Source organism: Ralstonia pickettii (genome assembly GCF_030582395.1).
Lineage (GTDB): Bacteria > Pseudomonadota > Gammaproteobacteria > Burkholderiales > Burkholderiaceae > Ralstonia > Ralstonia pickettii_D.
The window spans coordinates 1548709-1569654 of record NZ_CP104381.1 but is presented as its reverse complement, the minus strand read 5'-3'; the positions used below and the strand labels follow the sequence as shown (position 1 = coordinate 1569654).

At 63.0% G+C, this 20946-nt stretch carries 19 protein-coding genes; 9 read left to right on the top strand and 10 right to left on the bottom strand.

What is annotated here, in order from left to right:
- Nucleotides 1-32: 32 nt before the first annotated feature.
- The 9 genes from N5B55_RS07565 to N5B55_RS07525 all read right to left on the bottom strand — a co-directional run bounded on the left by N5B55_RS07565 (nucleotide 33) and on the right by N5B55_RS07525 (nucleotide 8022).
- Nucleotides 33-500, bottom strand: a complete 468-nt coding sequence (locus N5B55_RS07565; protein ID WP_304539655.1) for a DUF4019 domain-containing protein — start codon at nucleotides 498-500, stop codon at nucleotides 33-35.
- A 38-nt stretch (nucleotides 501-538) separates the two neighbouring features.
- Nucleotides 539-1219, bottom strand: coding sequence for a response regulator transcription factor (locus N5B55_RS07560; RefSeq protein ID WP_304539654.1), 681 nt, complete (start codon nucleotides 1217-1219; stop codon nucleotides 539-541).
- A 672-nt stretch (nucleotides 1220-1891) separates the two neighbouring features.
- On the bottom strand, nucleotides 1892-2674 hold the full coding sequence (locus tag N5B55_RS07555; protein WP_304539653.1) for a 1,6-dihydroxycyclohexa-2,4-diene-1-carboxylate dehydrogenase: 783 nt from the start codon (nucleotides 2672-2674) through the stop codon (nucleotides 1892-1894).
- Nucleotides 2671-3699, bottom strand: a complete 1029-nt coding sequence (benC, locus tag N5B55_RS07550; RefSeq protein WP_304539652.1) for a benzoate 1,2-dioxygenase electron transfer component BenC — start codon at nucleotides 3697-3699, stop codon at nucleotides 2671-2673. Before benC ends, N5B55_RS07555 begins: the two co-directional genes overlap by 4 nt.
- A 36-nt stretch (nucleotides 3700-3735) precedes the next feature.
- Nucleotides 3736-4224: a benzoate 1,2-dioxygenase small subunit gene (gene benB / locus N5B55_RS07545; RefSeq protein WP_304539651.1), complete on the bottom strand. Its 489-nt coding sequence runs from the start codon at nucleotides 4222-4224 to the stop codon at nucleotides 3736-3738.
- Nucleotides 4221-5579, bottom strand: coding sequence for a Rieske 2Fe-2S domain-containing protein (locus N5B55_RS07540; protein WP_304539650.1), 1359 nt, complete (start codon nucleotides 5577-5579; stop codon nucleotides 4221-4223). Before N5B55_RS07540 ends, benB begins: the two co-directional genes overlap by 4 nt.
- 28 nt (nucleotides 5580-5607) lie before the next feature.
- Complete coding sequence (catA, locus tag N5B55_RS07535) at nucleotides 5608-6543, bottom strand: catechol 1,2-dioxygenase (RefSeq protein WP_304539649.1); 936 nt, start codon at nucleotides 6541-6543, stop codon at nucleotides 5608-5610.
- Nucleotides 6544-6586: 43 nt separating this feature from the next.
- On the bottom strand, nucleotides 6587-6877 hold the full coding sequence (gene catC, locus N5B55_RS07530; protein WP_304539648.1) for a muconolactone Delta-isomerase: 291 nt from the start codon (nucleotides 6875-6877) through the stop codon (nucleotides 6587-6589).
- Between the two features lie 35 nt (nucleotides 6878-6912).
- A complete protein-coding gene (locus tag N5B55_RS07525) occupies nucleotides 6913-8022 on the bottom strand; it encodes a muconate/chloromuconate family cycloisomerase (protein WP_304539647.1) in 1110 nt (369 codons plus the stop codon).
- Between the two features lie 111 nt (nucleotides 8023-8133).
- Here N5B55_RS07525 and N5B55_RS07520 point away from each other — a divergent pair, with 111 nt between their 5' ends.
- Both N5B55_RS07520 and N5B55_RS07515 read left to right on the top strand, forming a co-directional pair.
- Nucleotides 8134-9045, top strand: coding sequence for a LysR family transcriptional regulator (locus tag N5B55_RS07520; RefSeq protein ID WP_065854978.1), 912 nt, complete (start codon nucleotides 8134-8136; stop codon nucleotides 9043-9045).
- A gap of 103 nt (nucleotides 9046-9148) precedes the next feature.
- On the top strand, nucleotides 9149-12184 hold the full coding sequence (locus N5B55_RS07515) for a transglycosylase domain-containing protein (RefSeq protein WP_304539646.1): 3036 nt from the start codon (nucleotides 9149-9151) through the stop codon (nucleotides 12182-12184).
- Between the two features lie 271 nt (nucleotides 12185-12455).
- Here N5B55_RS07515 and N5B55_RS07510 read toward each other — a convergent pair whose 3' ends face one another.
- Entirely contained in the window at nucleotides 12456-14009 is a 1554-nt protein-coding gene (locus N5B55_RS07510) for an MFS transporter (protein WP_304539645.1), read from the bottom strand.
- A gap of 64 nt (nucleotides 14010-14073) precedes the next feature.
- Between N5B55_RS07510 and N5B55_RS07505 the strand changes: the two genes are divergently transcribed.
- The 7 genes from N5B55_RS07505 (at nucleotide 14074) to N5B55_RS07475 (ending at nucleotide 20946) form a co-directional block, all read left to right on the top strand.
- Nucleotides 14074-15039, top strand: coding sequence for a LysR family transcriptional regulator (locus tag N5B55_RS07505; protein WP_154208433.1), 966 nt, complete (start codon nucleotides 14074-14076; stop codon nucleotides 15037-15039).
- 33 nt (nucleotides 15040-15072) lie between these two features.
- On the top strand, nucleotides 15073-15552 hold the full coding sequence (locus N5B55_RS07500; protein WP_065854969.1) for a CreA family protein: 480 nt from the start codon (nucleotides 15073-15075) through the stop codon (nucleotides 15550-15552).
- A 183-nt stretch (nucleotides 15553-15735) separates the two neighbouring features.
- Nucleotides 15736-15912: a hypothetical protein gene (locus tag N5B55_RS07495; RefSeq protein ID WP_173004231.1), complete on the top strand. Its 177-nt coding sequence runs from the start codon at nucleotides 15736-15738 to the stop codon at nucleotides 15910-15912.
- A gap of 369 nt (nucleotides 15913-16281) precedes the next feature.
- Nucleotides 16282-16809: a (2Fe-2S)-binding protein gene (locus tag N5B55_RS07490; RefSeq protein ID WP_012761956.1), complete on the top strand. Its 528-nt coding sequence runs from the start codon at nucleotides 16282-16284 to the stop codon at nucleotides 16807-16809.
- Between the two features lie 19 nt (nucleotides 16810-16828).
- The gene (locus N5B55_RS07485) at nucleotides 16829-19207 is read left to right on the top strand and encodes a xanthine dehydrogenase family protein molybdopterin-binding subunit (RefSeq protein ID WP_304539644.1); all 2379 of its coding nucleotides are present in this window, start codon (nucleotides 16829-16831) and stop codon (nucleotides 19205-19207) included.
- 15 nt (nucleotides 19208-19222) lie between these two features.
- Nucleotides 19223-20029 (top strand): FAD binding domain-containing protein, encoded by an 807-nt coding sequence (locus N5B55_RS07480; RefSeq protein ID WP_304539643.1) that lies wholly within the window; start codon nucleotides 19223-19225, stop codon nucleotides 20027-20029.
- A 20-nt stretch (nucleotides 20030-20049) separates the two neighbouring features.
- Nucleotides 20050-20946, top strand: a complete 897-nt coding sequence (locus N5B55_RS07475; RefSeq protein ID WP_304539642.1) for an AAA family ATPase — start codon at nucleotides 20050-20052, stop codon at nucleotides 20944-20946.

The window sequence follows — 20946 nt, the reverse complement described above, 5'->3', positions numbered from 1 at the left end:
CGGTCAGAACCGGGCTCGTCGAACGAGGCTCCTCAGCGAACCGGAGCGCGCTGCGCAGAAATAGCGGGCAATAGCGAGAAAATCGCGGGCTGCGTGGGAATGCCGTCTGCACGCTGCCGCTGCGCATCCCCAACAAAATGCCAATGTCCATCCTCTTCCAATCGGAAGCTGATGACTTGATACATTACGCCGCCACTTTTTAAATGAACGGCATAATCGACGTTGGCATAGAGGCCATCCGGAATGTCATGGTTGTTTTGATACTGGATGCGCGCAATGGACGCCCAACCGTGATCCGACACATCGCCGTCATGCTTGTGGGTCGCCTGCATCTGGCGAACGAATGTTGGCTTGTCGGCGGCCGACCGGATCATCGGCGCAGCCGCGTCCCACACGGCGCCGTACTGCGCCATTTCAAACTGTGCGACCGTGCGGTCCGCCAGTTGCAGGATTTCGTCTGCAGACGCTCCAGGCGCGGCGTGCGCCTGGGCAGCGGCCAATACGGTGGTCGCGCACAACAAGGCATGTCTGGCGCGCATCATGCACTCTCCAGCCGGTATCCGGCGCCATACACCGAGATCAGCTTCACGCCGTTGCCAGGGTTCAGTCCCAACTTCAGCCGGATCTGAGAGATGTGCGTGTCGAGCGTGCGGGATTCCCCCGCGTAAGATTCGCCCCAAATGGCACTCACCAGATAATCGCGCGTCAGCAGCTTCCCCTTGCGCGAGAAAAGTTTGTATGCGAGTTCGTATTCCTTGCTGGTGAGCTTGATTTCCTGGTCTCGGACATAGGCAACGCGGCGCGTGCCGTCGAACCTGAACGCTCCAAGCTCCAGCGTGCTTTCCGCTTCTTCCCTATACAGCCGCCGCAGAATGGCTTCGATACGGGCCTCCAGCACAGCAGCGCCGACCGGCTTGATGATGTAGTCATCCGCACCCTGGCGCAGAGCCGCCACGATTTCCGACTCAAAGGCCGCGCTGGTGATGAACGCGACCGGCGTACTGTCTTCTTTCTTTTGTCGCAGCCAGACCAGTATCTCCATTCCGGACATTCTTGGAACATGCCAGTCCAGAACCAAGAGATCGTAGGAATCGCGCTGCAAATTCTTGAACAGTTGCATGCCATCCCGAAATGACACGCACGAGTGTCCCAGGCGATCAATCACGGATTCGACAAGTGACAGAAAGCCTGGATCGTCTTCCAACACAGCGATCCGCATTGCTACTTCCCCGTTGACTTATATTGTTCTATCTATTTTTCTTGTAATCGATATTGCCGATTACTGCGGCCCGCCGTCTTAATTTTTAAGAAGCTTGCTCGTTGAGACAGCGTGACAGGGCTAGAAATAGCATGCGCGATGTGCGCGAATTCCAAACAATTGCAAAATCACCAGGCGTTCGTCTCACCTGTAATCAAGCGGTCGTTTGAAGTGGTCCGAGCTGTAGGCGTTTTGGGGGAGGCCCCAAGTACGCATATGCAGAATTGGTCACTTACGAAAGAGTTCCGGCTTGATGTCATGCGGCTTCGCAGTAGTACCCGCACAACAGCGCAGACCTCGGACAAGGAATATCAGTGGGCTTCATTCACCGGATTAGCAGACCAATCAATCGCCATGTAATTTGCGTGAGGATATGCCGGATTTGCCTGTTTTATCCATGTTGGGATAAGCAGCGTGCTGAACGATAAACGATCAATGGCAATCCATTTGACAATGCCTTGCTTTCTTTACGATTGGGATATCTAACCTAGAAAACTCGAACGGCTGCCCCCCTTTTAGCTGTTCGATTCCCCGTCGCGTGAATGCCCGTTCATGCCACGTTGTGCAGCGCCAAGCGGTGTTCCCGCTTGGCGTTTTTTTTGTCAGTGTGGACCTTGCAGAGTCCGGTGGCGCTCAGCCCTGATCGCCACCACCCACCGGCAACACCGTCCCGGTGATGTACGAGGCCTCGTCCGAAGCCAGGAACAGGATCGCCCTGACCTGCTCGTCGATCGTGCCGTAGCGGTGCATCAGGCTGCTGGCGATCGTCTGGTCAACGATGCCCTGATACCAGACGGCCTCCTGCTCCGACATGGGCGCCGTGTTGCGCGGAATCTTCCGCGGGGGCGCTTCGGTGCCACCCGTGGCGACGGCGTTGACACGAATGTTGTCCTGCGCGTGCTCCAGCGCTAGGCTCGCCGTGAGCGCATTCACTCCCCCCTTGGCGGCCGAGTACGGGATCCGATAGATGCCGCGCGTGGCGATAGAAGACACGTTGACAATCACCCCTTGCCGTCGCTCCACCATGTGTGGCAGCACCGCGCGGCAACACCAGAGCGTGGGAAACAGTGAGCGGCGGATCTCCGCCTCGATCTGAGCTTCTTCATAGTGCTGGTACGGCTTCGCCCAGATCGTGCCGCCGACATTGTTGATCAGCACGTCGATCCGGCCGAACGCATCGAGCGCGGCCTGCACGGCATGTTGAGCGCCGGCGTACGTTTCGAGATCCGCCGTGGTGGCATGCGCCCGACCACCCGCTGCAGCAATTCCGGCTTGCACCTCGTAAATCAGTTCGGCCCGATCCACCAGCAGCACCTGCGCGCCCTCTTCGGCCGCAGCCAGTGCCACACCGCGCCCGATACCTTGCGCCGCGCCCGTCACGACGACGGCCTTGCCTGAGAATCGTTGCATGCTCATGCCGCCTTTGCCTCGGGTACGGCATTGGGCGTGAACTTCTCGTAGTAGAAGCTGCGGGGCTTTACGCCTTCGTCATCAAAGTACTTGCGCACGGCATCGACCATCGGCGGCGGCCCGCACAGATAGACGTCGACGTCGCCATCGTTCAGCGCATCGGCCGGCACGTGCTGCGTTACCCAGCCCGTGCGCGGATGATTCGACGCGGCGTCGGCGACGACCGTGGCGTAGCTGAAGTTCGGCAGCCGCGCCGCATAGGCGTCGATCGCCTCGACCTGCACGAGGTCCAGGTCTCGGGTCACGCCATAGATGAGATGCACGTTCTGTTGCGAGTTGGTGCGCGCCAGCACTTCCAGCATCGACAGGAACGGCGCAAGCCCCGTACCGCCGGCAAGGAACAACAGCGGCCGCTGCACCTCGCGCAAATAGAAACTGCCCAACGGCCCGTGCAGATCGAGCTTGTCGCCAGGCTGTGCGGCTTCAAGCCAGCGGCTCATCACGCCACCGGGAATCTTCTTGATCAGGAAGCTGATCTTCGATTCTCCGGGCGCCGATGAGAACGAATACGAGCGGTGCTGCCCGCTGCCGGGCACGGCGATGTTGACGTACTGGCCCGGAAGAAACACTGGCGCAGTGGCGTCGACGTCCAGTTCAAGCACAACCGCGGCATCGTTGTGCAGTTCGACCTTGGACACCGTTGTCCCGAAGCGGCTCTGACCGGTCTTGCAACTCGTCGAGGTGGTCGGCACCGCGATCACGCAATCGCTCTGCGGCACCATCTGGCACGTCAGGACGAGGCCGGTGTTCTTCTCGTCTTCGGTCAGCGCGTCGTCGATGTAATCGTCACCGAGGTCGTAGCGGCCGCTCTCCGCGCGGCACTTGCAGGTGCCGCACACACCATCGGAGCAATCCATCGGCAGATTGATCTTGGCGCGGAAGGCGGCATCGAGCACCTTCTCGCCCGCTTTGCAATCGATGAAGCGGGTCACGCCGTCTTCGAAGTTCAATGCGACTGTGAAACTGGACATGGGATATCTCCGCTGCCTTGGATGCGTAAGTGCAGATCAGACGTGATAGACGTCGAGCACCTGCCGGATGTAGTCGTTCTTCAGGACGATCTTCTTGGATGCGATCAGGAAGCCCTCGCCCGCGCGGCGCAGGGTGACGAACATCGTCCCGAAGAACTGGTCGGTGGTTTTGTACCGGTGGCTGAGCGTGTGAAAGTTGTAGCGCACGTCGACTTCATCGCCGCGTTCGGCCAGGACTTCCACGTTGGTGACCGTGTGGCTGGTTCTCGGTTCCGGGGTGGAAGCGCCGCTGCGCTCGGTCTTGATGCGGAAGACCCGATCCTCCAGCCCGCAGCGATTGGCGTAGTACATCAACGAGATCTCGCTGTGCGGATCCTCGGTCAACTGGTCGTCGTCATCCCAGGCGGGCATCCAGTAAGTGACGTCTTCGGCGTAGCACTCGAGCCACGCGTCCCACTGCCGGTCGTCCAGCAGTCGCGCCTCGAGGTACAGGGCGGCGCAGATGTTCTGGTAATCCGCGTTCATGCCAACACCCCGTCGCATTCCTGTTTGAGTGCCTCGCGCATGACGCGCACCCAGTATTCGTGCTGACAGACGAACAGGCCTTCGTCTTCACTGCGCTCGCCCGAGATGAGTGGCTTCAATCCCATCCTGGCTGCGTTCTCGTCGGGACCGCGGACCCACAGCGGCGCCCCGCGCGACAGGTCGTTCCACAGGGCAGTGGTGCCGGCGTAGCCGTTCTGGCAGGCGCGGAATTCCTCCAGGTCATCGGCGGTGCCCATGCCGGTGACGTTGAAGAAATCCTCGTACTGGCGGATGCGCGTTGCGCGGTCCGTTGCGCTTTCGCCCTTCGGCGCGAAACAGAAGATCGAGACCTCGGTCTTGTCGACACTGATCGGCCGTACCACGCGAATCTGCGTGCTGAACTGATCCATCAGGAAGACGTTGGGATACAGGCACAGGTTGCGCGTCTGGTTGACGATGAAATCGGTCTGGGTTTCACCCACGCGCGCCTTGATTTCGTCACGGTGCGCATAGACGGGCCGCACTTCCGGGTTCATCGTCTTCGTCCACAGCAGGATGTGACCGTGCTCGAAGCCATAGACGCCCGCCACCGACTTGCTCCAGCTGTTCGCGTCGACTGCCTGGGTGCCGCCTTCCTTGCGCCGCCCCATCGTTGCCGCGTAGTTCCAGTGCACGGTGCTGACGTGGTAGCCGTCGCAGCCGTTTTCCATCTGCATCTTCCAGTTGCCGTCATAGACGTAGGAAGAATTGCCGCGCAGTACTTCCAGGCCATCGGGCGCCTGGTCGACGATCTGGTCGATGATCACGCGCGCTTCGCCAAGGTAGGCCTCGAGCGTCTGCACATCGGCGTTGAGGCTGCCAAACAGGAAGCCGCGATAGCTCTCGAACCGCGCAATCTTCTTGAGATCGTGCGAGCCGTGCGTGTTGAATCGCACGGGGTACTCGGTGGTCTTTTCGTCCTTTACCTTGAGCAGCTTGCCGGTGTTGGAGAACGTCCAGCCGTGGAACGGGCACGTGAAGCTGCCCTTGTTGCCATGCTTGCGGCGACACAGCATCGCCCCTTTGTGCGCGCAGGCATTGATGACCGCGTGCAGCTCGCCGGTCTTGTCGCGCGTGATGACGATCGGCTGGCGGCCGATCCACGTGGTGTAGTAGTCGTTGTTGTTTGGAATCTGGCTTTCGTGCGCGAGATACACCCAGTTGTTCTCGAAGATGTGCTTCATCTCCAGCTCGAACAGATCCGGGTTGGTGAAGATGTCGCGGCGGCAGCGAAAAATTCCGGCCGCTTCGTCATCCACCACGGCGGTTGACAGCAGTTGGTCCAGTTCGCTGGCTTTGTCGATCAAGGCGGACATGGTCGTCTCCACGTTGGGGCGCTCTGCCTCAAGCCTCGGCCGAAGCACGCAGGCGATTCACGCGCTGGTTGTCCTTGCCCTGAACCAGCGGCGTGAGCACCAAGTTGAATTCGATGTCCTTGTACGCATCGGCTTTGAGGCCTAGCGCGGCGCCTCCGGTCTTCTCCACCACGTGGGGAATCAGTTCTTCGCGCGTGGCATACGCGAAGTCGTCCCAGATCAGCGGATCGCCCTCGATGTTGAATTGCGTCGTCAGCTTGCGGTGGCCGTCGCTCGTGACGAAGAAGTGCACATGCGCCGGCCGGTTGCCGTGGCGGGCCAGTCCGTTCAGCAGTTGCTGCGTGGCACCTTGCGGCGGGCAGCCGTAGCCCACCGGCATGAGGGTGCGGAATTCATATTGGCCATCGGCGCCGGTCCTGACCGCGCCCCGCAGGTTGAACGGGCTCTGCGCACCGGTCGGATCGAAATGCGAATAGAAGCCGTTCGAGTTTGCGTGCCAGCACTCGACCACGGCACCGGCCACGGGCTTGCCCTCCGGCCCTGTCACCGTGCCGTGAATGACCAGCGGGCCTGCGGCCGGGTCCGGATCGATGTCGATCCGAGACACGCTATCGCGCACCGTTGCGCCCGCCACGTACAGCGGGCCTTCGATCGTGCGCGGCGTGCCGCCATTGAGACCAAGCGCTTCGTCGGCCGCGTCCATGCGGATATCGAGATACTTTTCCAGGCCCACGCCGGCCGCCAGCAATGCCGCCTCGCCGTCCTGGCCGAGTTTGTTCAGGTAGTTGATGCCTGCCCAGACTTCATCCGGCGTGATATCAAGATCGTCGATGGCCTTGAACAGGTCAGCCAGCAATCGGTGCGTGATCTGCTTCAGGCGGGCGTTGCCGTCCTTGCCGTCCAGGTTGGTGGCGGCCTTCAGCAGGTCCTGCACTTCTTTTGTTTGGAATACGCGCGCGTTCATGATGGGTGTCTCCTCGTGGTTTTCTGGGGGGATGTGGAATGTCTCAAGCATCGTCGCTATGAACTGACGAGGGGTGACGGCACATCGGTGTCACCGAAATCTCCATGTATGGAAAAAGCGGCAGCGCCGTCAGGATGTCGTGCAGCTCGGCATTGCTCTGCACATCGAAGACGCTGACGTTCGCGTACTCGCCGACCAGGCGCCAGATGTGGCGCCACTTGCCGCTGCGCTGCAGATCCTGCGAATAGGCCTTCTCGCGCGCCTTGATCTCGTTGGCGACATCGGCGGGCATGTCGGCCGGCAGGCGAACATCCATGCGGATGTGGAACAGCATCGTGGTCTCCTTGGTGGATCTGGGTCTGGTTGTTCTTATTGGCGGCGCAGGCGGGCCAGCTTGTCTCGATCGATATCGATGCCCAGGCCGGGGCCGGTCGGCACCTGCAACATGAAGTCGCGGTACAGCAGCGGCTCGGTCAGCAACTCTTGCGTAAGCAACAAGGGGCCGAACAGTTCAGTGCCGAACTGCAGCTCGCCAAAGGTGGAAAACACATGAGCCGATGCGGCCGTGCCGACCGCGCCCTCCAGCATCGTTCCGCCGTACAGGCCGATGCCCGCCAGCTGCGCGATGGCTGCCACCTGCATGGCCGGCACGAGGCCGCCGGATTGCGCGATCTTCACGGCGAAGACGTCGGCACTGGCAGAGCACGCCAGCTCAAATGCATCGAGCGGACCGTGCAGGGCTTCGTCGGCCATCATCGGCACCGCGAACTGGCGGGCCAGACGCTCCAGCGCGGCGCGGTTCTCCGCGCGCACCGGTTGCTCGATCAGGTCAACGCCGCCGGCTTGCAACGCCGCAATGCCGTTGGCAGCATCCAGCTCGCTCCACGCCTGGTTCACGTCCACGCGCACGCTGACGGCGTCGCCGAGGGCGCGTTTGATGGCCAGCACGTGGGCAACATCGTCGGCCACCGGGCGCAGACCGATCTTCAGCTTGAAGATGCGATGGCGGCGCTCGGCGAGCATCGCCTCTGCCTCGGCAATGTCTTTCTTCGTGTCGCCACTGGCGAGCGTCCAGGCCACCGGCAGCGCATCGCGCAGGCGGCCGCCCAGCAGCTCCGACAGCGGCACGCCCAGCCGGTGAGCCTGCGCATCCAGCAGCGCCGTTTCCAGCGCGCACTTGGCAAAGCGGTTGCCCTGAATGGTCTTGCGCACGCGTGCCATGGCAGCCGCCACATTGCGCGCCTCCATGCCGATCAGCAGCGGCGCAATATGCGTGTCGATGTTGACTTTGATGCTTTCGGGGCTCTCTTCGCCGTAGTTGAGGCCGCCAATCGTGGTGGCCTCGCCCCAGCCTTCGATGCCGTCTTCGCAGCGCACATGCACGAGGACGAGCGTTTGCGTGTGCATGGTGGCGACGGACAGCTTGTGCGGACGGATGGTGGGCACATCCACTAGAATGGCCTCGATCGAGCGAATCATGTTTTCCAGGTATCAGAGGAACAGCTATCAACGTGGAAACCAGATTACGCAGCGCAATTTATTGCGTCCAACACCGATTTAGTATCAGTTTCATACCTAACAGGTATAAAAATGGAGCTGCGCCATCTTCGCTATTTCGTTGCCGTTGCTGAAGAGTTGAACTTCACGCGTGCGGCTGAACGGTTGCACATCGCGCAGCCGCCGCTCTCCCGGCAGATCCAGCAACTGGAAGAGGAAGTCGGCGTGCTGCTGTTCGAGCGCGGCAGCCGCCCGCTCAAGCTGACCGAAGCCGGCCGCTTTTTTCACGCCCATGCACGGCAATTGCTCGCGCAGACGGCGGAACTTGCGTCGATGACGCAACGCGTCGGTCAGATCGAGCGGCGCATGTCGGTTGGTTTCGTGGCGTCGACCCTGTATGGGATGTTGCCCAAGGTCATCCGGCGCTTTCGGGCGGAATACCCGATGGTCGATCTGACCATGCACGAGATGACCACGATGGATCAGATCCAGGCGCTCAAGGACGGCCGCATCGACGTCGGCTTCGGTCGCATCCGTTATGAAGACCCGAACGTGCGGCGCATCCTCCTGCGTGATGAGCGACTGATCGTCGCGCTGCCGTCAGGCCATGCGCTGCTCGACGGCAGGCCGGCCGCATCGCTGCGCGATCTTGTCGGCGACACGCTCATCATCTATCCACGCGCACCGCGCCCAAGCTATGCGGACCAGGTGCTCGCCCTCTTCCACGATCGCGCGCTGGAACCCAGCAAGATCTACGAGGCACGGGAATTGCAAATTGCCTTGGGTCTGGTGGCCGCCGGCGAAGGTGTATCGGTGGTGCCGCGCAGTGTGGCGGGCCTGCGGCGCGAAGATGTCTGCTACATGGAACTCGACGATCCGCAATTGGTCTCGCCGATCATCTTCAGCACGCGGCTGCTCGACGAGTCTGAAGACATCCGTGCCATGCTGGCGCTGACGTATCAGTTGTACGACGAGCAGCAGATCCCGTATTACGCACCCTCGTAAGGCTTGCAACGGCGGCCCCAAAGTTACACGCCGCTGGACACGACGGCCGCATGGGCTAGATTGAAGCAAGGCGCCCGTTCGCCTGCGATTGGAGCGCAAGCGAGTGAAAAGAATAGGCCGCCCCATCATCATCAAGTTGGCCGTCGTCGTGGCGCTGGTGCTGGCGGCGGCCGCCTTGCTTGTCGCGCACGAATTCCGCACCTCCGCCTGGCAAGCGCGCTATTTCGCGCATCTGGCGCAATCGCAAACCTTTCCCGTCAAGCCTGGCCCGAACGATTCGGCCCGCTACCCAAACTCCGGCCCCTACGACGAGCGGCTCGGCTATCACGACCTCCCCACGTTTCTGGACCGCCTGCGCTCGCGCGGCTACATCGTCGCGCAGCAAGCCGTGCCATCCAAAGAGATGGTCGCGCGAATGGACAGCGGCATGAACCCGCCTTATCGCGAGAAAGACCAGGCCGGCCTGGAATTGCTCGACGACGATGGCCGCCCGATCTACCGCGTGCGGCACCCCGAACGCGTGTATGACAGTTTTGCGTCGGTTCCGCCGCTGCTGGCCAACTCGCTGCTCGCGATTGAAAACCGCACGCTGCTGCAGACCGAATACCCGAAGCGCAATCCGGCCGTGGAGTGGTCGCGCCTCGCGCGTGCGGTGTGGGACCGCGCTCTGCATGTCGTCAACCCGGCGCATGAATCGCCCGGTGGCAGCACCCTTGCCACGCAAATCGAAAAGTATCGCCACTCGCCGGAAGGCCGCACCGAATCGCCCAGCGAAAAGCTGCGGCAAATGTTCTCCGCATCCGCCCGCGCTTACCTGAACGGGGAAGACACAACGGCCGCCCGCCATCAGCTCGTGGTCGATTACCTGAACACCGTGCCACTGGGCGCGCGCGCCGGCTTTGGCGAGATCCAGGGCATTGGCGATGCGCTGTGGGTCTGGTACGGGCGCGACTTCGCCCAGGTGAATGCGCTGCTCGCGGCCAAGTCTGTCGCGCCGCTGGCAGACCGTGCGCTGGCCTACAAGGAGGCGTTGAGCCTGCTCGTCTCGCAGCGGCGGCCGTCGTATTACCTTGAGAACCTCGATGAGCTGGAGACGTTGACCAACGCCTACCTGCGCGTGCTCGCTGCCTCCGGCGTGATCCCGCCAGCGCTGCGCGATGCGGCGATTGCGCAATCGCTCAAACAGCAGGCGCTGAACACACGCGTGCCACCCCCGCCGCTGGAGCACAAAGGCACGAATGCCGTACGCGTGAATCTGGCGAGCATGCTCGGCATCTCGCGCATGTACGCGCTCGACCGGCTCGACCTGACCGCCAGCAGCACGCTCGATGCGCCGTTGCAGCGCGATGTTTCCGCCGAACTGCGCAAGCTGCGCGACCCGGCCCACGCCAAGGCCGCCGGCCTCGTCGGCGACATGATGCTCGAACGTGGGGACCCGCGCGGCGTGACGTACAGCTTCACGCTCTACGAACGCGCGCCGGGCGGCAACCGTGTGCTGGTGCAAGCCGATACGTTCGACAAGCCGTTCGACATCAACGAAGGCGTCAAGCTGGATCTGGGATCTACGGCAAAGCTGCGTACGCTGGTGACGTATCTCCAGATCGTGGCCGCGCTGCACAAGCGCTACGCCGATCAACCCGTGGCGGCGCTGCGCAAGGTCAATATTCCCGTGCAGAATCCGATCGAGCGCTGGGCTGTCGACTACCTTGCCCGCACGCAAGACCGGTCGCTCTCAGCGATGCTGGATGCATCGATGGAGCGCAAGTATTCCGGAAACGCCGGCGAGTGGTTTGCCACCGGCGGCGGCATGCAGAGTTTCGAGAACTTCGAGAAATGGGAAGGCACGCAGAACTTCACGGTGCGGGAGGGGCTCAAGCACTCCGTCAACCTCGTCTTCGTGCGGATCATGCGCGACATCTCGCGCTACTTTCAGCATCAGCTGCCCAATGCCGGCGCCGAGGCGCTGACCAACCCGGATTCTCCGCAGCGGCAGATTTACCTGCGGCGCTTTGCCGATCGCGAGGGCAAGCTGTTCATGGGCCGGTTCTATGCCAAATACAAAGGCAAGACCGACCAGGAGCGCGAAGCCATCCTGGTGCAAAGCACGCGGGCCACACCGGTGCGGCTGGCCACGATCTACCGCAGCATCGACCCGGAGGCCGGCCCCGGCAAACTCGCCGCATTCATCCGCAGCTACCTGCCCGGGGCAAAGCTGGATGAGGCGGAACTCACCAACTTGTATGAGAAGTACTCCGTCCAGCGCTTCGACCTCGCCGATCGCGGCTACATCGCCAAGCTGCATCCGCTGGAGTTGTGGCTGGTGGCGTTTCTGCGCACCCATCCGCAAGCCACCCTCGCGCAGGTGAACGAGGCCAGCGCGGATGAGCGCTTGTCGGTCTACAAATGGCTGCTGCAATCGCACCGCAAGGCCGCGCAAGACAAGCGCATCAAGCAGATGCTCGAGATCGAAGCGTTCCAGCAGATTCACGCGATGTGGAAGCGGCTGGGGTATCCGTTCGAATCGCTGGTGCCGTCCTACGGAACCGCCATCGGCGCATCGGCAGATCGCCCGGCTTCGCTGGCAGAGCTGATGGGCATTCTCGAAAACGACGGCATCCGCCTGCCCAGCGTACGCATCGACCGCCTGCGCTTTGCCGCCGACACCCCTTACGAAGTCATGCTCTGCCGTGACCCCAACGCCGGAGAACGCGTGCTGCCGCCCGAGATTCCGCCCTTGGTCAAATCCGCGCTGGCCGGCGTCGTCGAAGGCGGCACCGCCAAGCGCATCTCCGGCACGTTCGTCCAGAAGGACGGCAAACCCATCGCCATCGGCGGCAAAACCGGCACCGGAGACAACCGCTTCAAAACCTTCAGCCGTGGCGGCGGCCTCATCTCCGAACGGGTCGTGAGCCGCTCCGGCGCCTTCGTCTTTTACCTGGGAGACCGCTACTTCGGCACCGTCGTCGCCTACGTAGCCGGCGCTGATGCCGCCAAGTACAAATTCACCAGCGCACTGACGGTGCAAGTGCTCAAGGTCCTGGCCCCTACGCTGATGAATCACCTGGACCTGCAAGACGAGGCGCCAGCCTTCAACTGCAAGATGCCGCAGGCCACGGCGCCGGAACAGAAGCTGGATTGAGCCAAGCCTGCACAACAGACGGCGACAACGCAGGCCGTCAGACGGTGTGGCCGTACCTTGCCCTAGATGGCGCCTTGAATTTCTGTTGCAGGGAGGAAAAAGGAAGGAGCCCTGTCTGAGCGTAGCGAGTTTGCCTCCTTCCCATCACTGCGACATAAATTCAAGGGGAAGTCGCCATCTCGGGCGCGCCTTTCTTTGCTTACCTTTCTTTGGCAAGACAAAGAAGTAAGTCGTCCCCGCCAGGGGACGAAAACCACATCAACCATAACGCCTACCGCAACGACCGCTGCAACCAAATCCCCCCCGCACACCCCAACGCCACCACCGCGCCCCAGGCAAACAAATCCCCCACCGCCAGCAACGTCGCCTGCCGATCAATCTCCGCCGAAATCCGAATCAACTCAGAACCCTGCAACGCATGCGGCCACTGCCAGGCCGGCGTCAGCGCGCTCACATGCCCGACGAGGTCAGTCCGGTGCTGCGCCTGCCCGCGCTGCAGCAACAACGTCGCGCCCATCGTCCCAAGCGCCTGCGCCCAGGCCCGCATGATTCCCTTGAACTGGTAGGCATGGCCGAAATCCTTGGCCGGCAGATCCACGTAAGTCAGCCCCGCCACCTGGATCACCACGAACATCCCCACCATGCCTTCGATCATGAACCCCGGCGCCACCGCGGCCACCGACGCGCCCGGCATGGCCACATGCGACATCCACAGCAGCGCAGTCGCCATCAGCACAAAACCGACGGAGATCAGCACGCGCTTGGTCGGCAGCACATTGGTCAACTGAAAGTTCAGGATGCCCAGCGCCACCGTCACCAAGCCGCCCAGGCTCATGAGCTGCGCGGTGGTCTCATAGCGGAAACCCAATCCGTTCTGCAGCAGGCCCGACGAAAGAAAGCCCCAGGCGCTCGCAAACATGTAATAGATGGCGTAGAACACCATGCCCATCAGGAAGCGCCGCTGTAGCGTGGCCCGCAAGTCCACCCACGGCAGCGGATGGCCCGTCTGCCGAATGCCAACCCAGAGGATGAGCGCCACCACCGCAATGATTGGCACCACCTGCGCGGGCGAGCCGTCGGGGTGGACAAAGCGCGCCTGCTGGAAGCCGTGCAGCGCAATCAGCGCCGCCAGCCCAAACGCGATGGCCGAAGGCCAGTCGAGCGAGGCGAAATCGCCCTTGCGCTCGTGCATCTTCGGATGCGGATAGAACGCCGCCACCAGCCCGCACACGACCACCGCCACCAACAACTGCGCGACGAAGATGGCGCGCCAGCCGAATTGCTCCGTCAGCGCCGCCGACAGCATCGGCGACACGCAACTCAGACCGAAGATGCCGTAGATCATGCCCTTCATCATCGTCCGGCGTTCGTGCGCGGGGCTGTGCTGCACAAAGATGCGCGAAGTCGACAGCATCGGGCCGCCGCCAAACCCCTGCACTGCCCGCCCGACGATCAGCATCGTGCCGCCCTCGGCCGCGGCGCACATCAGCGTGCCCGCAATAAACACCAGCAGCGACAGCAGCGTGTGCCTGCGGTACGTCATGTGATCAGCCAGCCGGCCCATCACCAGAATCGACAGACTGGCCGCTGCCGCATACGCCGTTACAGCCCAGAGATAGACATCCTGGGACGCCAGCACCCCGCCTTCGATATGCGGCCCCGCAATCGAAAACATCAGGTTCGACATGTAGTCCACGCCCGTTGCCAGGCCAATCACCATCCCGACCATGCGCAGTTCCATCCGGCTGCCCACGGACGATCCGGCGGCCGGGGCGTGCGGTGGGGGCAGCGGGGAAACCGTGTGGTCTGTGCTTGGCGTGTTCATGCAGGGATGGTAATTTGCCTTGAAACCGGCGGAAATCGCCTGCCAACAAATTCATTGTTCAATTATGCGAACGACGGACTGGAACGACTGGGACACTTTCTGCACCGTGGCCACGCTGGGCAGCTTCACGCGCGCGGCCGATCGGCTGGGGTTGCCCAAGTCTTCGGTCAGCACAGCGGTGTCGCGGCTGGAGGGGAAGATGGGCGTACGCCTGTTCGAGCGCAGCACGCGGCGCCTGCGCCTGACCGATGCCGGTGAAGCCCTTCTGCGCGATGCCGGCCCATTGTTCCAGCGGCTGCGCGAAGTTTCGGAAGACGCCGCAGCGACCTTTCAGTCACCCGCCGGCACCTTGCGCATTGCCATGCCGTACGAGTTCGCCGCCAAGCAGCTCGCCGAGGTGGTGCTGGAAGTCATGCGCGAACACACCGGCTTGCGTATCGAAGTGGATGTCGCGCCACGTCAGATCGATCCGCTTGCACAGGGCTACGACATCATGTTGACCGTACCGCGCGGCCCATTGCCCGACTCCGGCCTCGTGGCCCAGCGTGTCTTCGATCTGCGCCGCGCGGTGGTCGTCGCCCCGCAACTGCTGGAGCGCCTTGGGCCGCTGACGCACCCGGACCAACTCGCCGACTGGCCCTGCCTCGGCACCTCCAACGAAGCCGAATGGCAGTTCCGCACGCCCGGCGGCGAGACAATCAACCTGCCGCTGGACTTTCGCATGCGCACCTCCAACAGCGAATTGCGGATGCAGGCCGCGATTGCCGGCCTGGGGGTCGCGCGCATCACCTCCGTGTTTGCCACCGAGCTGATCGCTTCAGGCGCGCTGCAGGAGGTGCTGACCGATTTTCAATCCCCGCCAATGCGCGTGTATGCCGTCTTCCCGGGCCGCCGCCTCATGCCCGCCAAGGTCAAGGTCTTCATGGACGCCCTGCACCGCCGCATAGAGCATTCCCGCCAACACACCGACATGCGACCCACCTTTGTAGACGAGGCAGCTGCGCCCTGGCCGCCCGAGTCGCTGCTCTGATTCTCAATCTTTCCTCTTCATCTACGACAAGCCATGCGCCCGTTCACCAGATTTCCCGTCTTGATTGCCGCGCTCGCGCTGAGTGCCGTTGGCTGCTCCCGCGCCGAAGACATCGGCAGCGTCAGCACCAATTTCCGTATCACAGGCTCCGACAAGATCGTCATCGAAGCCTTTGATGACCCGCTCGTGCAAGGCGTGACCTGCTATGTCTCGCGAGCGCGCACGGGCGGCATCAAGGGCTCGCTGGGGGTGGCCGAAGACGTGAGCGAAGCCGCCGTGGCCTGCCGCCAGGTCGGCGACATCAGCTTTGTTAAGCCCCTGCCCCAGCAGGACGACATGTTCACGCAGCGCCTGTCGCTCGTTTTCAAGACGCTGCACGTGGTGCGCACGGTGGACCGCAAACGCAATGTGCTGGTCTATCTGACGTATTCGGACAAGGTCATATCGGGCAGCCCGAAGAACAGCGTGACGGCCGTGCCGATCCCGGCCAGCCAACCAATTCCCGTGAAGTGACGCGCCAATCCAGCCGGTAGAGCGATGGCCGCACCACATTGGTGCGGCGCAACACGCGCGTGGTGGCTGAGCAACGGTCGGTCGCGCAGAAAGGGTGCATAGGTAAGCCTACGTATGGTGCATTGCATCATCTGGTGTATAGTCAGGGTATTCCCTAACCGGGATTTCCCTAAGAGGCCAATCATGCAAAACACGAACGACCTGAAGCTGACCGATCAACTCGAACGCGAACTGATCGAGCGCGAAATGTCCGAAGGTATCTACTACTATCGCCGTCCGAGCGGCCAATCGTTCTCGTTCGCCCAGTTCTTCTCGGCAATCGCGAACCTGTTCGGCACGCACCGCACCGTCAAGGCCTAACCCGCCACGCTGTTGTCGATGGGCGTGTGCCCAAGCTAGCTGTATGTAGCAATCGCAGTTTCAGTAGCACCGTGCGCCGGCCGTGTGTCATCACACCCGCCGCCACACCCGCCAGGTCATGACCGCCTGGTGCCAATCGAGGGCCGGATTCCGGCCCTTTGTCATTTCTGCGGCATTTGTTTGGTTTGTTTGCATGCCGCAGCATCATGTTGACGCCTCCGACAGTGTTACCGCGCTCCGGTTGTCTTCTCCTTTGCCTGTGCTTTACTGAGTAAAGCCGCGACCACCGATATCGAGACCAGCGCACGTCTTCGCAGCAATGAAGGCGCGCAGCATGGCACCCGGCGCCCATCCCCCAAGGAGACTCCCATGGCGATCAGCCTCAAGCTGTCGGTCAACGGTGCGCCTGTCACCGTCAGTGTCGAACCCCATACCCTGCTAGTTCAATTGCTGCGCGAGCACCTGCGCCTGACCGGCACGCACGTCGGCTGCGATACGGCGCAATGCGGTGCCTGCACCGTGCATATGAACGGGCGCGCGGTGAAGTCCTGCAACATCCTGGCCGTACAGGCTGACGGCGCCGAGGTGACAACTATTGAAGGCCTGTCGAAAGATGGTGCACTGCACCCGATGCAGGAAGCCTTTCGCCAATGCCACGGCCTGCAATGCGGCTTCTGTACCCCGGGCATGGTGATGGCGGCTACGGCCCTGGTTGCGCAGCATCCGCATCCAGATGAACACACGGTGCGCGAGCAGCTCGACGGCAATCTTTGCCGCTGCACGGGTTATCACAACATCGTGCGTGCTGTGATGCACGGTGCCGAAGCCATGGCCGCAGCCGAAGGCGACGATGCCTCGCTTCAGAGCCTGGCCGCGGCACGGGCTCACGCCGCCTGACCCCAGCGAGGAGACCACCATGAACGCTCCCGCAGAACCCAACAACCACCTGATTGGCGCGTCCGTCAAACGTAAGGAAGACTTCCGCTTCCTGACGGGCGCCGGGCAATACACGGACGATGTCGTGCAGGCGCACCAGTCTTACGCAGTGTTCTTGCGCTCGCCGTATGCGCATGCCCGTATCAAACACATCAACACGGATGCCGCACGCAACCATCCGGGCGTGCTGGCCGTGCTGACGGGCGACGACCTGGCAGCCGACAAGGTGAACGGCCTGCCGTGCGGCTGGCTCATCCATAGCATTGACGGCACGCCGATGAAGGAGCCGCCCCACCCCGTGCTCGCGCAAGGTAAGGTGCGCCATGTGGGTGATCAGGTCGCGCTGGTGGTGGCTGAATCGGTGAAGATCGCCAAAGATGCGGTCGAGATGATCGACGTCGAGTACGACGAACTGCCCGCCGTGGTCGACACTGCCACCGCAGATACCGCAGGCACCGCCGTCCACGACGACGTGCCGAACAACACCTGCTACACCTGGGGCCACGGCGACAAGGCCGCCACTGACGCGGCGTTTGCCAAGGCCGCGCACGTGACGCACCTCGGTATCGTCAACAATCGGCTGATCCCGAATGCGATTGAGCCACGCGCCGTCAACGCCAGCTATTCGCGCCAGGACGACAGCTACACGCTCTACGTCGCCAACCAGAACCCGCACGTGGAACGCCTGTTGATGTCGGCGTTCGTGCTGGGCCTGACCGAAGCCAAGGTGCGCGTGATTGCGCCGGATGTGGGCGGCGGGTTCGGCTCGAAGATCTTCCTGTACCCGGAAGACGTGGCGCTCACGTGGGCATCGAAAAAAGTTGGCCGACCGATCAAGTGGACGGCCGAGCGCTCCGAATCCTTCCTGACCGACGCGCATGGCCGCGACCACGTCACGCATGCCGAACTGGCGCTCGATGCGCAGGGCAATTTCCTCGCCATGCGCGTGCATACGACGGCCAACATGGGCGCGTATCTGTCGACGTTTGCCAGCAGCGTGCCGACCATCCTGTATGCGACGTTGCTCGCCGGCCAGTACAAAACGCCGGCCATTTATGCCGAAGTGAAAGCGGTGTTCACGAACACCGCGCCCGTCGATGCGTATCGCGGTGCCGGCCGGCCCGAGGCGACGTATGTGGTCGAGCGCCTCGTTGAAACCGCCGCGCGCGAACTGCAGATCGACCCGGCTGAGCTGCGCCGCCGCAACTTCATCCGCACGTTCCCGTATGCCACGCCGGTGGGCCTGACGTATGACACGGGCGACTACGAGCCGTGCCTCGACCGCGCCATCGAACTGGCCGACGTGAAGGGTTTTGCCGCCCGACGCGACGCTTCGCGCGCCAAGGGCCGGCTGCGCGGCTTGGGCTATTCCTGCTACATCGAAGCGTGCGGACTGGCGCCGTCGAACATCGCGGGGGCGCTGGGCGCGCGGGCCGGCCTGTTTGAAGCCGGCGAAATTCGCGTGCACCCGACGGGCTCCGTCACGGTCTTCACCGGCTCGCACAGCCACGGCCAGGGGCACGAGACGACGTTCGCGCAAGTGGTGGCCGATCGTCTGGGCGTGCCCATCGACAACATCGAGATCGTGCACGGCGACACCGGGCGCATCCCGTTCGGCATGGGCACATACGGCTCGCGCTCGATTGCCGTGGGCGGCTCGGCCATCATGAAGGCGCTCGACAAGATCGAGGCCAAGGCCAAGAAGATCGCCGCGCATTTGCTGGAAGCCTCGGCGGAGGACATCGAGTTCAAGGACGGCGTCTTCCGCGTGGCCGGCACGGATCGCACCAAGACGTTCGGCGAAGTCGCGCTTACGGCGTACGTACCGCACAACTATCCACTCGACAAGCTCGAACCTGGGCTGGACGAAAACGCCTTCTACGATCCGACCAACTTCACCTACCCGGCCGGCGCGTACATCTGCGAAGTGGAAGTCGACCCTGATACCGGCGAGGTGCACATCGACCGTTTCGTTGCGGTGGATGACTTCGGCAACATCATCAACCCGATGATCGTCGAGGGCCAGGTGCACGGCGGGCTCGGCCAGGGCATCGGCCAGGCGCTGCTCGAGGCGTGCGTGTACGACGAAAATGGCCAGCTGCTGACGGGCTCGTACATGGACTACGCCATGCCGCGCGCCAACGACCTGCCCAGCTTCACGGTCGAAACCGCCAAGGGCACGCCGTGCACGCACAACCCGCTGGGCGTCAAAGGCTGCGGTGAGGCCGGCGCGATCGGCTCCCCGCCGGCACTGATCAACGCCATCGTCGACGCACTTGCGCCGCTGGGCGTGAAAGACATCCAGATGCCGGCGACACCGCATCGTGTCTGGCAAACCATTCAAGCGGCCAAGGCCTAGGCAGAGGAGCGAACCATGTACGACTTCGAGTACCAGAAAGCCACCGACGCCCAGACCGCCGTGACCGCCCTGAAGACGCACGCCGACGCCAATTACCTCGGCGGCGGCCAGAGCCTGCTGGCTGCGATGAAACTGCGGTTGGCGCAGCCGTCGACGCTGGTGGATGTCACGCGCATTCCGGGCATGTCCGGTATTCGCACGCAGCCCGGCGTGATTACGGTGGGCGCGGCCACACGCCATGCCGATGTGGCGGACAGCGCCGACATCGCCCGCATGCTGCCCGCGCTCGGGGAACTGGCCGGCGGTATCGGCGACCGCCAGGTGCGCGCGATGGGCACGCTCGGCGGCTCGCTCGCCAACAACGACCCGGCGGCGTGCTACCCGGCCGCCGTGCTCGGGCTGAACGCCACCGTCGTCACCGAACGGCGCAACATCGCGGCGGACGACTTTTTCCTCGGCATGTATGAAACCGCGCTGGCTGCGGACGAACTCATCACCGAGGTGCAGTTTCCCGTGCCGGACCAGGCGGCGTACGTGAAATTCCGCAACCCCGCGTCGCGTTTCGCGCTGGTGGGCGTGTTCATCAGCCGCAAGGGCAACAACGTGCGTGTGGCGGTGACGGGCGCCGCGCCGTGCGTGTTCCGGTGCACGCCGTTGGAGCAGGCGCTTGCAGCCAGCTTTACATCGGAAGCCGCACGCAAGGTGGTGGTGCCCGCCGACGATCTGGTGGGCGATCTGCATGCCTCGCCGGAATACCGGGCGCACCTCATTCCGGTATTGACGGCGCGCGCGGTCGAACAGGCGTTGGCGCACCACCATTGAGCGCACGCCCAAGGAACGGCATGCCGGTCGATTCCATCGACGACTGCATCGCGCAACTGCAAGGCCAGGGCTATTTCGCCAGCCGCGAGTTGGCCACGGCCTTGTTCCTCGCGTTGCGCATGCAGCGGCCGCTGTTTCTGGAAGGCGAGCCCGGCGTGGGCAAGACCGAGCTGGCGAAGGCGGCGGCGGGGCTGCTCGGCACGTCCCTGCTGCGCCTGCAGTGTTACGAGGGGCTTGACACCGCCAGCGCGCTCTACGAATGGGACTACCCGCGCCAGATCATGGCACTGCGCCTGGCCGAGGCCGCCGGCGAAAAACCCCGCGCCGATACGCTCTACCGCGACGAATTCCTCCTCAAGCGCCCCCTACTGCAGGCGTTGCTGCCCGACCCACTCCATGCCGAGACACCACGCGTGCTGCTGATCGACGAGATCGACCGCGCCGACGAACCGTTCGAGGCGTTTTTACTGGAGCTGCTGTCCGACTTCCAGGTGTCGATTCCCGAATTCGGCACGGTGCGCGCGCAGGTGATTCCGCTGGTCATCATGACGTCCAACCGCACACGCGAGGTGCATGACGCGCTCAAGCGGCGCTGCCTGTATCAATGGATCGGTTACCCGGATAAGGCACGAGAGCTGCAGATCGTGGCGCAGCGCGCGCCCGAGACGGCTACCCGCCTGCAGCAGCGCGCGGTCGATTTCGTGCACCGCCTGCGCGGCATCGACCTGTTCAAGGCGCCGGGCATTGCCGAGGCCATCGACTGGTGCCGCGCATTGGCGGCGTTGAACGTGACCGAGCTTGATCCGCAGTCCGTGCAGGACACCCTGGGCGTACTGCTCAAGTACCAGGACGACCTGGCCCGCGTGGACACGCCGACCATCGAGCAATTGCTGGCAGCTCCCGCGCTGCCGGAGTAA